This window comes from Rubrobacter marinus (assembly GCF_011492965.1).
Classification (GTDB): domain Bacteria; phylum Actinomycetota; class Rubrobacteria; order Rubrobacterales; family Rubrobacteraceae; genus Rubrobacter_F; species Rubrobacter_F marinus.
Genome location: NZ_CP045121.1, coordinates 142,886 through 155,972 on the forward strand (window position 1 = coordinate 142,886; position 13,087 = coordinate 155,972).

12 protein-coding genes and 2 pseudogenes are annotated in these 13,087 nt (G+C 68.3%); 7 read left to right on the plus strand and 7 right to left on the minus strand.

Features of this window, described 5'->3' with window-relative positions; all coding sequences use genetic code 11:
• Positions 1-87: 87 nt before the first annotated feature.
• The 3 genes from GBA65_RS25945 to trpS are packed head-to-tail and all read right to left on the minus strand — an operon-like array spanning position 88 to position 1,965.
• A complete protein-coding gene (locus tag GBA65_RS25945; RefSeq protein WP_166394961.1) occupies positions 88-744 on the minus strand; it encodes an alpha/beta fold hydrolase in 657 nt (218 codons plus the stop codon).
• 7 nt (positions 745-751) lie between these two features.
• Positions 752-970: a hypothetical protein gene (locus GBA65_RS00840; RefSeq protein ID WP_166394962.1), complete on the minus strand. Its 219-nt coding sequence runs from the start codon at positions 968-970 to the stop codon at positions 752-754.
• Positions 970-1,965, minus strand: coding sequence for a tryptophan--tRNA ligase (gene trpS, locus GBA65_RS00845; protein ID WP_166394963.1), 996 nt, complete (start codon positions 1,963-1,965; stop codon positions 970-972). The genes GBA65_RS00840 and trpS overlap by 1 nt, the downstream gene beginning before the upstream one ends.
• Before the next feature lie 301 nt (positions 1,966-2,266).
• On the opposite strand from trpS, the gene GBA65_RS00850 reads away from it, so the two are divergent.
• Together GBA65_RS00850 and GBA65_RS00855 are read left to right on the plus strand one after the other, a co-directional pair.
• Positions 2,267-3,232 (plus strand): TerC family protein, encoded by a 966-nt coding sequence (locus tag GBA65_RS00850; protein WP_228281581.1) that lies wholly within the window; start codon positions 2,267-2,269, stop codon positions 3,230-3,232.
• Between the two features lie 276 nt (positions 3,233-3,508).
• A complete protein-coding gene (locus GBA65_RS00855; RefSeq protein WP_166394965.1) occupies positions 3,509-4,672 on the plus strand; it encodes a hypothetical protein in 1,164 nt (387 codons plus the stop codon).
• A 145-nt stretch (positions 4,673-4,817) separates the two neighbouring features.
• On the opposite strand, the pseudogene GBA65_RS25950 reads toward GBA65_RS00855, so the two are convergent.
• Together GBA65_RS25950 and GBA65_RS00865 are read right to left on the minus strand one after the other, a co-directional pair.
• A pseudogene (locus tag GBA65_RS25950) lies at positions 4,818-5,569 on the minus strand (SDR family oxidoreductase).
• Positions 5,570-5,666: 97 nt separating this feature from the next.
• A pseudogene (locus tag GBA65_RS00865) lies at positions 5,667-6,323 on the minus strand (IclR family transcriptional regulator); the annotation flags it as partial.
• 56 nt (positions 6,324-6,379) lie between these two features.
• Here GBA65_RS00865 and GBA65_RS00870 point away from each other — a divergent pair.
• The 4 genes from GBA65_RS00870 to leuD are packed head-to-tail and all read left to right on the plus strand — an operon-like array spanning position 6,380 to position 9,849.
• Positions 6,380-7,147, plus strand: a complete 768-nt coding sequence (locus GBA65_RS00870) for a methyltransferase (protein WP_228282030.1) — start codon at positions 6,380-6,382, stop codon at positions 7,145-7,147.
• Positions 7,147-7,863 (plus strand): class I SAM-dependent methyltransferase, encoded by a 717-nt coding sequence (locus tag GBA65_RS00875; RefSeq protein ID WP_166394967.1) that lies wholly within the window; start codon positions 7,147-7,149, stop codon positions 7,861-7,863. Before GBA65_RS00870 ends, GBA65_RS00875 begins: the two co-directional genes overlap by 1 nt.
• Positions 7,856-9,262 (plus strand): 3-isopropylmalate dehydratase large subunit, encoded by a 1,407-nt coding sequence (gene leuC, locus GBA65_RS00880; protein ID WP_166394968.1) that lies wholly within the window; start codon positions 7,856-7,858, stop codon positions 9,260-9,262. The genes GBA65_RS00875 and leuC overlap by 8 nt, the downstream gene beginning before the upstream one ends.
• Positions 9,262-9,849 carry a 3-isopropylmalate dehydratase small subunit gene (gene leuD / locus GBA65_RS00885; protein WP_166394969.1) on the plus strand — a complete coding sequence of 196 codons (588 nt, stop codon included), beginning with the start codon at positions 9,262-9,264 and terminating at the stop codon, positions 9,847-9,849. The genes leuC and leuD overlap by 1 nt, the downstream gene beginning before the upstream one ends.
• A gap of 10 nt (positions 9,850-9,859) precedes the next feature.
• Here the strand turns inward: leuD and GBA65_RS00890 are convergent, their stop codons facing one another.
• Positions 9,860-10,771, minus strand: a complete 912-nt coding sequence (locus tag GBA65_RS00890; protein ID WP_166398258.1) for a restriction endonuclease — start codon at positions 10,769-10,771, stop codon at positions 9,860-9,862.
• A 69-nt stretch (positions 10,772-10,840) separates the two neighbouring features.
• Here GBA65_RS00890 and GBA65_RS22590 point away from each other — a divergent pair, with 69 nt between their 5' ends.
• Positions 10,841-11,302, plus strand: a complete 462-nt coding sequence (locus tag GBA65_RS22590; protein WP_207956029.1) for an LLM class flavin-dependent oxidoreductase — start codon at positions 10,841-10,843, stop codon at positions 11,300-11,302.
• A gap of 50 nt (positions 11,303-11,352) precedes the next feature.
• On the opposite strand, the gene GBA65_RS00900 is transcribed toward GBA65_RS22590, so the two are convergent.
• Positions 11,353-13,047 (minus strand): catalase, encoded by a 1,695-nt coding sequence (locus GBA65_RS00900; RefSeq protein WP_407691127.1) that lies wholly within the window; start codon positions 13,045-13,047, stop codon positions 11,353-11,355.
• Between the last annotated feature and the right edge of the window lie 40 nt (positions 13,048-13,087).

Below are 13,087 nucleotides of genomic sequence, written 5' to 3' on the forward strand. Positions count from 1 at the left end.
GTCGCCCCTCCGGGCGCGCTCGGGGGCTCTCAGTAACCCCGAGCCGAGATCTCTTCGAGCCACCCGCGCATCGCGTCCGTAGTTTCTTCAGGACGCTCCAGCGTCGAGAGATGCCCGCAGCGGTCGATGAAGTGAAGACGTGCCCCGGTATCCCCTCGGCGAGCTCCTCGTGCAGGGGAGGGGGCGTGAGGGCGTCGTCCCGCCCGCACAAGACGAGGGTGGGGCAGGAGATGCCCGGGAGGACGCCGCGGCTGTCCGGGCGTCCGATGATCGCGCGCTCCTGCCTCTCGAACGCCTCCGGGCCCACGGAGAGGGCCATCCCCTCGACGGCCGAGACGACCTCCGGGTCGCCGACGCGCTCGGGGTGGACGATCCTCGGCAGAAGGGTGCGCCACACCTCGTCGAAGCGCCCGTCCCGCGCCACCTCGATGAGCGCGAGGCGGGTCTTCGTCTGCTCGGGGTATCCGGCCGCGCCGAGGTATCGAGCAGCGCGAGGCCGACCACGCGCTCCGGGGCCTGCCGCACGACCTCGAGGGCGACGTACCCGCCCATCGAGAGGCCCGCGAGCGCGAACCGCTCGGGCACCTCCTCGAGCACCGCGCCCGCCATCCCCCGCACGGAGTCGTGGCCGGTCACGCCGGGGACGAGTATGGGGTCCGCGAGGGCCGCGAGGCCCTCGGACTGGTGGTGCCACAACCGTTCGTCGCAGAGGAGGCCGGGGATCAGGACGAGCGCAGGCGCCACCCCGGCTTCACGCGTCCGTTCGGAGCTTGTAGAGGGGCTTGTCCGGACGGCCTTCTTCGCGCTCGACCTCTACCGTGCCCTCGGCCTCCAGGGCGCCTAGAGTGTTCCGGACCTCGCGCTTGTCCTCGTTCAGGACGCGGCCCCAGTCGGTCGTGGAGTAGCGCACGCCTTGGGGGATGGAGGTGAGGACCTTGAGGATCTTGCCCTCGATCCGCTCCCTCCCCACTAGTCCAGGCCCATCTTCGTCCGGGCGTCGCCGAGCGCCCGATGCGCCGCCCCGCGCGCCTTCTCGGCCCCGGCTTCGAGCAGGTCGTCGAGCTCCTTCGGCGCGTCGAGCAGCGCGAGCGCCCGCTCCCTGACGGGCGCGAGCGCCTCGACGACGGCCTCGGCGAGGTCCTTTTTGAGGTCGCCGTAGCCCCTGCCCTCGTACTCCCCCTCCAGCTCTGCGACGGTCCTGGAGGTGGTCGCGGCGTAGATGTCGAGGAGGTTGGTGATGGCGGGCTTGTCGGGGCTCGCGGTCACCTCGGAGCCCGAGTCGGTCTTGGCGCGCCGGATCTTGCGGCGTATAACGTCCGGCTCGTCGAGGATCGCGACGTAGGAGCCCTGCACGGGGGAGCTCTTGCTCATCTTGCTCGTCGGGTCGTCGAGCGCCATGACGCGCGCGCCGGTCTCCAGGATCATGGGCTCCGGCACGACGAAGGTCTCGCCGTGCTGGTTGTTGAAGCGCCTGGCGAGCGTGCGCGTGAGCTCGAGGTGCTGGCGCTGGTCCTCGCCGACGGGGACGAGGTGCGCGTTGTAGAGGAGGATGTCGGCGGCCATGAGGACCGGGTAGTCGTAGAGCCCGACGCTCGCCGACTCCGCCCCGCCCTTCTGCGCCTTGTCCTTGAACTGCGTCATCCTGGAGAGCTCGCCGAACCTCGCCACGCAGTTCAGGAGCCACGCGAGCTCCGCGTGCCCGGAGACCCTGCTCTGGCGGAAGACCACCGACTTCTCCGGGTCTATCCCCGAGGCGAGGTAGATCGCGGCGACCTCCCGGATCTTCTGCCGCAGCACCTTCGGGTCCTGCGGCACCGTGATCGCGTGCAGGTCCACGATGCAGAAGTAGTTCTCGTACTCGTCCTGGAGGGCGACCCAGTTTTTCAGGGCCCCCAGGTAGTTGCCGAGGTGGAGGTTCCCGCTTGGCTGTATCCCGCTGAATACCCGCTGTTTCTTGCTAGTCATGGGCCTATTCTAGCCGACGGTTCAAGGGCGATCTCCGGTCGCGGGGGGCAGGTCTAGCGGCCGGACCTCGACCATGGTACAGTTGGAAAAACCCCCGGAGGGGAGTATCCTTCGTGCCTCCATCGTCAGTACGGCGAAAGCCCGGTGGAGCACGCCCGACACGGGCGGGAGAGACTTCCGGCTTGTAGAGCGACGAGCCGAAGGAGTCCAGCGTGCCTGTACCAGTTCTCGAACCTACGACCGTAGCGGCGCGTTTCGTTTGCGTTCCGCAGAGCCCTTCCCGCGCGAGGGGGGTGCTCTCGTGACCGAGTTTCCCGTCTGGGCGTGGGTAGGCTTCACCGGTCTGATCGCGGCTCTGCTGGTCCTCGACCTGCTCGTGTTCGGGCGGGGGAGCCGCGAGATCTCCTTCCGCCGGGCGACGGTGTTGAGCGGCGTGTGGATAGGGCTCGCGCTGCTCTTCGGCGTCGCGGTCTTCGCCGTCGCCGGGCCCGAGCGCGGCGGCGAGTACCTCGCGGGGTACGTGATCGAGAAGAGCCTCTCCGTCGACAACGTCTTCGTCTTCGCCCTGATCTTCTCCTTCTTCGCGGTCCCCGCCCGCTACCAGTACCGCGTCTTGCTGTGGGGGATCGTCGGCGCCCTGATCCTGCGCGGCATCTTCGTCCTCGTCGGGGCGGAGCTTCTGGACCGCTACGATTGGATGGTCTACGTCTTCGGGGTCTTCTTGATCTACACGGGCATCAGGATGGCGTTCCACAGCGGCGCCGAGGTCCACCCCGAGAGGAACCCGGTCCTCCGCCTCGTGCGGCGCGTCGTCCCCGTGACTCGGGACTTCGAGGGCGAGAAGTTCTTTGTCCGCCGCGCGGGGAAGCTTCTTGCCACCCCGCTGTTCGCGGTCATCGTGGTGATCGGGACGACCGACGTGATCTTCGCCGTGGACTCCATACCGGCGATCTTCGCCATAACGTCGAGCCCGTTTATCGTGTGGAGCGCGAACGCCTTCGCGGTCCTGGGCCTGAGGCCGCTCTACTTCATGCTCGCCGGGATGATGGACCGCTTCGTCTACCTCCAGACCGGCCTCGCGGTCGTCCTAGTCTTCGTCGGCGCGAAGTTCATCTACGGGGGCCTCTTTGGCAAGGTGCCGATCTGGATCTCCCTCCCCTTTATCGCCATCGTCGTGACCGCCTCCATCGTCGCCTCCCTGTACAAGACGCGGAGCGTGGACCACGACGCTCGTCGTCCGGGGGCCGGAACCGGACTCCCCCGGTAAGCGACGACACGCCGAACGAGCCGGTAGTCCATACATCCGGCGGACCTCGGTATCTGTCGGGCGAATGCCGGAGGCATAGGGCCGGGAACGACGCGGGGCCCACCCCCGGTCAGACTGCTTACTGCGTAATCGGTGCGCGATCGCCAGCTACATTGTTGCTATTGTTACCAAAGAACGGCCTCTTTTGTAACCCTCCTGTTATGCGACCCCAGCATAGTGGTTTCCAAGGGCGCCGCTGGAGGCGCGAAGAGCGGGGGGAAGAAGGAGGCGATGGGGATGGCGAAGAGGTTGGCGGCACTGGTGGCGGCGCTGGCGTTGATGCTCGTGGCGGCGGTTCCGGCGCTTGCGCAGGAGGGGCAGGCCGCGGCGACGGGTGTGCTCGTGGACGGGCTCCCGCAGGACGTCGGGGGCTTCGGCACCCACTCGATCTCCGACGAGGCGACGGGCACGCTCTACGCGCTGCGCAGTGCGGGCGCGGACCTCGACTCCTACGCTGGACAGAGGGTGACGGTCTACGGCGCGCTGACGCCGGGCGAGGATGGCTCGGGCGAGGGGGACTTCGGGGCAGGCGGCACCCTGCCCTCCATAGACGTCACGCGGATCGAGCCGGCGGGAGATCCCGCGGACGACGGGGAGATCACGGCGACGTTCGAGCTCGCCGTGGAGGGCGAGCCCCCCACGGGCACGGCGTTCTTCGCCGGCGCCTCCCAGCAGGTGGCGGCGCTCGAAGATCCCGACGGCGACGGTACCTACGAGGGCGCCCTGACCCTCCCCGAAGGCTTCTACGACCTCGGCCCCTTCCCGGTGCCGGTGGCGATGCTGGCGGGCACGCCCGAGGTCCCGAACCAGCAGACCATAGAGTACTTCGGCGAGGTCGTGCTTGAGGACGGGGACCACTTCTCGGCGGACTACTCCTTCGACGGCCCCGCTCCGGGTAGCAGCGCCACGTTCGCCTACGAGCTCGCCGTCGATTGCGAGCCCCCCGAGGGCGCCGAGTTCCTCGGCCTCACCGCCACCGAGAGCCTCGTCACCACGCCTCTTACCGATCCCGACGGCGACGGCGTCTACACCGGCAGCCAGACCGTGCCGAGGTTCGCGCCCGGCGGCCCCGGGGAGCCGATCGAGATCTCGCCGGTCCGCATCGTTCAGGGTCCCCCGACGGCGACCGGCCCCCTGGGCCCCGAGTACCGCGTGATCGAGGACTTCGGCGCGGTTACGGCCGAGGACAGGACCCTCTCGGCGAGCGTCTCCTTCTGCGACGGCGGCGGCCCGGACGGCGGCGGTACGACGGGCGGCCCCGTGGTCAGCGGCGACACCGGGGGCATCGTTCCCTCGTTGCCGAAGGTCCTCCCCTCGACGGGTGGCCTACTCCCGATCGCTTGCCTCGTCGGCCTCGTCCTCGTCGCCGGCGGCCTGATGAACCGTAGGCGCAACCGTTAGAGAGAAGCGAGCAAGGGGGCCCGGTCGAACCGGGCCCCCCTTGTGTTGCGCAAAACTCCTGCTGCCCGCGTTGCTGCGTCCGTCAGGCGAGCATGCAGATCGACCGGATGTGCGGACCCTCTTCGGAGGGTTCGCTCTTTGCGTGCTACGCGTCCCTCTCGAACAGCGCGACGCCGCCCTGGCGGATCGGCTTTACGTCTATCCGGTCGATGTTGACGTGCGGGGGCAGCGTGACGGCCCACCGGACGCACTCGGCGACGTCCTCGGCGGTGAGCGGCGTTATCCCCTTGTACGGCCGCTCGGCCTTCTCCTCGTCCCCCCCGAAGCGCACGAGCCCGAACTCGGTGCGGACGGCCCCCGGCATGACCTCCGTTACCCGCACGTCCTCGCCGAGAAGCTCCAACCTCAGGTTGTGCGTGAGGGCGTGGGCCCCGAACTTGGCGGCGTTGTAGCCGCCCCGCCGGGGTAGGACTCGACCCCCGCGGCGGAGCCCATGATCACGACGTGCCCGCCCCCCAGGGCCCGCATCTGCGGCAGCATCGCCCGCGTCATCAGCCCGATGGAGAGGACGTTCGCCTCCCACATCCAGCGCCAGTCGTCCTCGTCCATCTCCGCGACCGGCGCGAGCCCCTTGGCCCCCCGGCGTTGTTGACGAGCACCGACGCCCCGCCCAACTCCTCCGTCCACCCCGCAAACTCCGCCACGGAGCCCCGGTCCGTCACGTCGAGGTGCTTCGCGTGCCCCCGAGCTCCCTGGCCAGCGCCTCGATCCTCTCCTCGCGCCTCGCCCGAGGGCGACCGCGAAGCCCGCCCCCGCCAGCGCCCGAGCCGTCGCCGCCCCGATGCCCGACGACGCCCCCGTGATCACGGCGAGACGCGTGCCGTTCCCTTCCGTCATTCGTTCCCCCCGTTCGTGCGTTGCCCAGAGCTTCCTCTATCTTACGCGCGGCCTCCACCACTTCGGCGGCGAGACGCTCGCCGGGGCTCTCCCCGAGGCGGGCGATGGGGCCGCTCGCGCTCACCGCCGCCCTCACCCTGCCGGCCTCGTCGAAGACGGGCGCGCTCACGCTCGCCACCCCCTCCTCGCGCTCGGCGACGCTCTCCGCCCAGCCCCGCCGCCTGACGCCCTCCAATATGGAGGGCTCCGGCCCTCCCGAGAACCCCTCCCGGTCCTCCGCCCACGCGAGCAGGACCTTCCCCGCCGATCCCCGCACGAGCGGCAACACCGCGCCGACCGGCACGGTGGTCTTGAGCCCCGTCGCCCGCTCGGCGGTCGCCACGCAGACCCGGGCGTCCCCCTCCCTGACGTAGAACTGCGTGCTCTCGCCCGTCGCGTCCCGCAGAGCCGTCAGCGCCGGACGCGCCGCCCCCACGAGGCCAGCCCCCGCCGCAACCTCGTTCCCCCAGCCGAGCAGGCGCATCCCGAGGGCGTAACGCCCCTCGCTGCGCGCCACGAGGTGGTGCGCCTCCAGCGCCGACAAGAGACGGTGCGCCGTCGGCCGCGCGAGCCCCGTCCCCTCGACCACCCCCGCGAGCGAAGCCGGACCGTCCGTCGCGAGATACGACAGGATCCCCACGGCCTTGTCCAGCACCCCGACCCCGCTCGTCGCCTCTCCCTTGTCCGCGCGCCCGATGCGTTCTATACTGCTCATATCTTGGATAGTATATCTCACATACTGAGACAAAGTAAGAGGGGCTCCGGTTGACGATGGAGTGGAACGCGGCGGAGTACGAGGTGCTCGCCGCCCCGATGACGGGGTGGGGGGCGAGGCTCCTGGGGCGCGTCGGGCTTCGGGGGGACGAGGCCGCGTTGGACGCCGGGTGCGGCACGGGCCGGGTGACGGAGATGCTTCTGGAGAGGTTGCCGGAGGGGTCCGTGCTCGCGGTAGATGCTTCGGCGGCGATGGTCGAGGCGGCGCGGGGGCGCTTCGCCGGGGATCGGAGGGTTCGGGTGGAGCGCGTCGACCTTCTGGAGCTCGAGGTGGCGGAGCCCGTGGACCTCGTCCTCTCGACCGCGACTTTTCATTGGATCCACGACCACGAGCGGCTCTTCGGGAGGCTCGCGGCCGCCCTGAAGCCGGGGGGGCGGCTCGTCGCGCAGTGCGGCGGCTACGGGAACATCTCCCGGGTGCGGGCCGTAGCGAGGGAGGTTATGGAGGAGGAGCGGTTCCGCCCTTACTTCGAGGGCTGGGAGGACCCGTGGAACTTCGCCGGCGAGGGCGAGACGAGGGCGCGGCTCGAAGATGCGGGGTTCGGGGAGGTCGAGGTCTGGACCCACGACGAGCCCACCGGGTTCGGCTCCTTCGGGGAGCTCGCGCGCTACTTGAAGACCGTCGTGCTCGGCCGGCACCTGGAGGCGCTGCCGGAGGGGGAGGACGATGCTTTCGTGGGCCGGGTTGCGTCGCGCCTCGGCGAGGAGGGGGCGCTCGTGGTGGATTACGCGCGGCTGAACATCCTCGCCCGGAGGGTGGCGTAGTGCTCGGGATCGGGGAGGTCTTCGACTCGGCCGCGCCGGGTTACGACCGGGCGCGCCGGATGCTCGTCCCCGGGTTCGACGGCTTCTACGGGGCGGCGGTGGAGAGCATCCCCTTCGGCGCGGACGAGCCCCTGCGGGTGCTGGACCTCGGGGCGGGGACGGGGCTCCTGAGCGCGATGGTAGCCGGGCGGTTCCCCCGCTCGCGCGTGACGCTCGTGGACCTCTCGGTGGAGATGCTGCGGGTGGCGCGGCGTCGCTTCGCCGGGGAGCCCGGACGCTTCGAGTTCCGCGTCCTGGACCACGCGCGCAAGCCCCTGCCCGGGAGGCCGCGCGCGTACGACGTCGTGGTCTCTGCGCTCTCGATCCACCACCTCACGCATGGCGACAAGAGGGAGCTCTTCGAGAAGGTCCACGGCGCTCTGGCGGGCGGCGGCTGGTTCGTCAACGCGGACCAGGTCCTCGGCCCGACCCCCGAGGCGGAGAGGGAGTACGGGGAGGACTGGCTGCGCCGGGTGCGGCTAGCAGGCGCGAGCGACGGCGACCTGGCCGCCGCGCTCGCGCGCATGAAGGCCGACAAGAACGCCACCCTGGAGGCGCAGACGACCTGGCTCGAGGAGGCCGGCTTCGCGCCGGTGGAGAGTTTTTACGAGGACGGCCGCTTCGCGGTGTACGGCGGCCTCAAGGGTAAGAGAAGAAAGGAAGAAACGCATGGCTAACAGCCCGAAGACGCTCTTCGAGAAGCTCTGGGACCGGCACGTGGTCCGGAGCGTTGCGGGGGAGCCGGATCTCCTCTACGTAGACCTCCACCTCGTCCACGAGGTGACGAGCCCGCAGGCCTTCGAGGGCCTGAGGCTCGCGGGGCGCGAGGTGCGCAGGCCCGACCTCACCTACGCGACGATGGACCACAACGTCCCGACGAGCGCCGTAGGCTTGCCGATAAAGGACGAGGTCTCCGCCAAGCAGATGGAGGCCCTGAAGAAAAACTGCGCCGAGTTCGGCATAACCCTCAACGAGTGGGGGGCCATCGGGCAGGGCATCGTACACGTCATCGGCCCGGAGATGGGCCTGACGCAGCCCGGCCTCACCGTCGTCTGCGGCGACTCGCACACCGCGACGCACGGCGCCTTCGGCGCGCTCGCGTTCGGGATCGGGACGAGCGAGGTCGAGCACGTGCTGGCGACCCAGACCCTGCCGCAGCGCAAGCCGAAGACGATGGCCGTGACGATAGAGGGCGAGCTTCCCGCGGGCGTCTCCGCCAAGGACCTCATGCTCGGTATCTTGAACCGGATCGGGACCGGCGGCGGGGTCGGGCACGTCATCGAGTACCGGGGCGAGGCGATCCGTAGCCTCTCCATGGAGGGCCGCATGACGATCTGCAACATGTCCATCGAGGGCGGCGCCCGCGCGGGCCTGATCGCCCCCGACGAGACCACCTACTCGTACCTCGAGGGCCGCGAGCACGCCCCGAAGGGCGAGGACTGGGACCGGGCCGTGGAGGACTGGAAGACCCTCGGGACCGACGAGGGCGCACGGTTCGACAAGGAGGTCGTGATACAGGCCGAGGACCTCGTCCCGTACGTCTCCTGGGGGACGACCCCGGCGCAGACCGTCGGCCTCGACGACGTCGTCCCCGAGCCGAAGAACGACGGGCACCGCAGGGCCCTGAAGTACATGGACCTCACGCCCGGCACCCCCATAAAGGAGATAGAGGTCGACACCGTCTTCCTCGGCTCCTGCACCAACGCCCGCATCGAGGACCTGAGGGCGGCGGCCGAGGTGCTGCGCGGCCACAAGGTGAAGGAGGGCATCCGGGCGATGGTCGTCCCCGGCTCGATGCGCGTGAAGCAGCAGGCCGAGGAGGAGGGCCTCGACGAAGTCTTCAAAGAGGCCGGCTTCGACTGGCGGAACGCCGGCTGCTCGATGTGCCTCGGGATGAACCCGGACATCCTTCAGCCCCAGGAGCGTTGCGCCTCGACCTCGAACCGCAACTTCGAGGGCCGTCAGGGCAAGGGAGGCAGGACGCACCTCGTCAGCCCGGTCGTCGCCGCGGCGACGGCGGTCATGGGAAGGTTCGCCTCCCCCAGCGAACTCGGCGTCCCCGTGGAGGTGAACTAATGCAGGCTGTCGAAAGGGTAGTAGGGAAGGCGCTCCCGCTCGGCTGGAGCGACGTGGATACCGACCAGATCGTGCCGAGCGACGCCCTCAAGCGCATAGAGCGGACCGGCTTCGGCCAGTTTCTGTTCTCGCAGTGGCGCGAAGATCCCGAGTTCGTCATGAACAAGGCCGAGCACGAGGACGCGGTCATCCTCATCGCCGGCGAGAACTTCGGCTCGGGTTCCAGCCGCGAGCACGCGCCCTGGGCGATCCAGGACTACGGCTTCGGCGCCGTCATAGCGCCGTCCTTCGCCGACATCTTCAAGAACAACTGCTCGAAGATAGGGCTGCTCGCCGTCGAGCTGCCGGAGGAGGCCGTCGAGAAGCTCCTCGAAGCCGTGCGCGAGGACCCGGCCACCGAGATCACCGTCGAGCTCACCGAGCGCGTCGTCACCGGCCCCAACGTCTACGAGACGTTCGAGATGGACGACTTCACCCGCCAGCGCCTCATGGAGGGCCTCGACGACATCAGCCTGACGCTGACCCACGAGGACGACCTCGAAGCCTTCGAGAAGGGCCGCCCGAGCTACCTGCCGAAGGTGTTCTAATGTTTGGGGACTACGCCTCCGTGAAGTAGTCTGAGTCGACGCGCTTGATCTCGTACGACGATTCGACCGCGGTGCCGACGTCGTGGTCAATCATCAGTCCTGCAAGTGTCTCGCCGTCGATTAGAACGACGCTGCTCTCGATCGCGGAGGCGTAGTCCCTGGCCTGCTTGGAGAAGTCGGAGGTGGTTATGAAGATGCCTTTCCTGGCTTTCTGTCCCTGCAAAGCTCCGACGAACTTCTGTATCTCCGGGCGGCCTACGGTCCCCTCCCACCGTTTGGCCTGGATGTAGATTACGTCTAGACCGAGGCGGTCCTCGTTGATCACTCCGTCTATTCCCTCGTCACCGCTCTTGCCGAGAACCTCGCCCGCATCTTTCCTCGTACCGCCGTAACCCATCTTCACTAATACCTCTACAACCAGACTTTCAAAGAAGCTTGGCGAGCAGCCCTTGATCTGCTGCAGTAACTCCGTCGCCAAGCTGTCCCGGATGGTTTGGTAGGCGTCCTCGATCGCTTCCACCGGGGTTTGTTTTCCTGCTTCTTCTGGGATCGTAGTTGGCTTGGACACGGTCTCGCTGCTCCCCGCAAGAAACGCAACGAACTCCGGGTAGCGTTGCAGGAGCTTTGTGTCAATCTTTTCGGGGTTTTCCTTCAGCACGGAGAGCCCGCGGGCCGTGATCTTCGAGTAACCCCGTCGCGGCTTCTCAATGAGCCCAGCCTTCTTCATGTAGGTACTCGCCCAGCCTACGCGGCTGTCGAAGGTTGGGTACCTGCCACTCGGTAGAAGCTCCGGGCGTTCCGCCTTACTCAAGTCGAAGCGAGCCGCCAACACTTCGACGATCTCTCGGAGGTCATGCTCCTTCCCGTCTGAGACGAATTGCAGCAACGGAAGCATAATGGTTTGGTAGTCCGGGATAGTCACGCACCCCAGTTTACGGGGCGCTGCAGCCCGCCGCTCGCAAACGGCGATTGTCCAAAGGGAGGGAGCACGGTGCTTGAAGTCGCTTTGATGATCGAGGGCCAGAACGGCATCGACTGGCCGAGCTGGCAGCGCCTGGGGCGCGCCGCCGAGGACCTCGGTCTCGCGGCCCTGTACCGCTCGGACCACTCCACCAACCCCACCGGCCCTTACCTCGACGCCCTGGAGCTGTGGTTCTCCCTGACCTGGCTGGCGGCGAACACGGAGCGCATAGGGTTCGGCCCGCTCGTCTCGCCGGTCACTTTCCGGCACCCGGTCGTCACGGCCTGGCAGGCCTCTAGGTGGACAGTTTGGCCGGCGGGCGGCTGGCCGCCTCTAGGAGGCTGGGGTGGAGCGGGTCATGCTGCAGTGGCTGGAGGTGGACAACGTGGACTGCTTGGAGGCCATGTCCCACTCTGTCCTGCCGCAACTGTAGCGCCGGCGCCCTCCCTCGCCGCGCCCTACGCCCCGCTTCGGCGGCGGACCGGCACGTAGAAGGGCCCCGCCGATTCCGGCGGGGCCCTTCGTCCGACGCTAGGTTCGTGCTACCCGTTGGACCTGGAGGGCTGCATGCTGCTCGCGCTGTAGGCCGCGCCGTTGCCGGCGGAGCCGTTCGTGCTCTCCTCGTCCGCCCGCATGACGTGGACGGAGCCGGTCATCTGCTCGCCGCTAAGCTCGCGGGGCGGGTTGTTGCCGAGGTTGGAGAGGCGCCTCTGGTCCTCGTCCGTGAGCCTCTGCTTGGGGAGCGGCTCGAGGTGCGCGACGTCCGCAGCCTTTACGCCGAGGCCCTCGCCGACGCGGTTGCCGTAGTCGTCGTCGACGAGGAAGAAGTGCCAGACCATCCGCTCCTGGATGTGGCGGTCGCACTGGCCGAGCAGGTCGATCATGTTGAAGACCAGATCGTCGCGCTCCCAGTCCATCATGAGCTTGTACCGGTCGGCGGCCTGCGCGTAGTCGTTGGTGCGCGGGATGCGCTTGCGCGTCAGGCGCCCCTCGATGACCGGGCCCTGCTCGTCGTGCGTCGGGTAGTCGGCCTCGCGGAGGCCGCCCAGGGTGCTCGGCTCGTAGTTCGTGTGCGGGCTCTGCCCCTCCCCGAGGTCGACGTAGTACTCCATCTGGCCGCCGCGCTGGTTTGTGGCCGGGCGGACGCGGGGCTGGTTGATGGGGAGCTGCAGGTAGTTCGGGCCGACGCGGTAGCGCTGGGTATCCGAGTAGCTGAAGGTCCTGCCGACGAGCATCTTGTCGTCGGAGAAGTCGAGGCCGTCGACGAGGACGCCGGTGCCGAAGGCGATCTGCTCGTTCTCGTTGAAGTGGTCCCGGATGTTGCGGTCGAGCACCATGCGGCCGACCGGGAGGAGCGGGAAGCGGTCCTCGGGCCAGACCTTCGTGTCGTCGAGCGGGTCGAAGTCCAGCTCGGGGTGCTCGTCGTCGGACATGACCTGGACCTGAAGCTCCCACTCGGGATAGTCGCCGCGGTCGATGGCGTCCATGAGGTCCTTGGTCGCGTGGCCGAGGTCGGTCGCCTGTATGGCGTTCGCCTGCTCCTGCGTGAGCGCCTTGACGCCGGCCTTAGGCTGGAAGTGGTACTTCACGAGCACGGTCTCGCCATTTTCGTTGACCATCTTGTACGTGTTCACCCCGAAGCCCTGCATGTGGCGGTAGTCCGACGGGATGCCGCGCGGGCTGAACAGGTGGGTGAGCATGTGCATCGACTCCGGGGTCTGGCTCATGAAGTCGAAGATGCGGTTCGGCTCCTGCCGGAAGGTCACGGGGTCGGGCTTGAGGGAGTGGATGACGTCGGGGAACTTGATCGCATCCCGGATAAAGAAGACCGCGATGTTGTTCCCGACGAGGTCCCAGTTGCCGTCCTCGGTCCGGAACTTGACCGCAAACCCCCTCGGGTCGCGCGCCGTCTCCGCCGAGTCGCGCCCGCCGATAACGGTCGAGAAGCGGATCGTGACCGGGGTCTTCTCGCCCTCCTTCTGGAAGAGCTTGGCCCGCGTGTACTTCGAGGCGGGCTCGTCGCCTATCTTGCCGTAGGCCTCGAAGTAGCCGTGCGCCACGGCCCCGCGGGCGTGCACCACGCGCTCCGGGATGCGCTCGCGGTCGAAGTGGCTGATCTTCTCGAGAAACTGGTAGTTCTCGAGCGTCGCCGGACCGCGCGCCCCGACGGTGCGCTGATTCTGGTTGTCGTAGACCGGATGGCCCTGGCGGTTGGTCAAGACGTTCTGATCCTCCACCGTCGTTTCCTCCGGCCTGCCGTTGGCTCTCTCGCTCAGC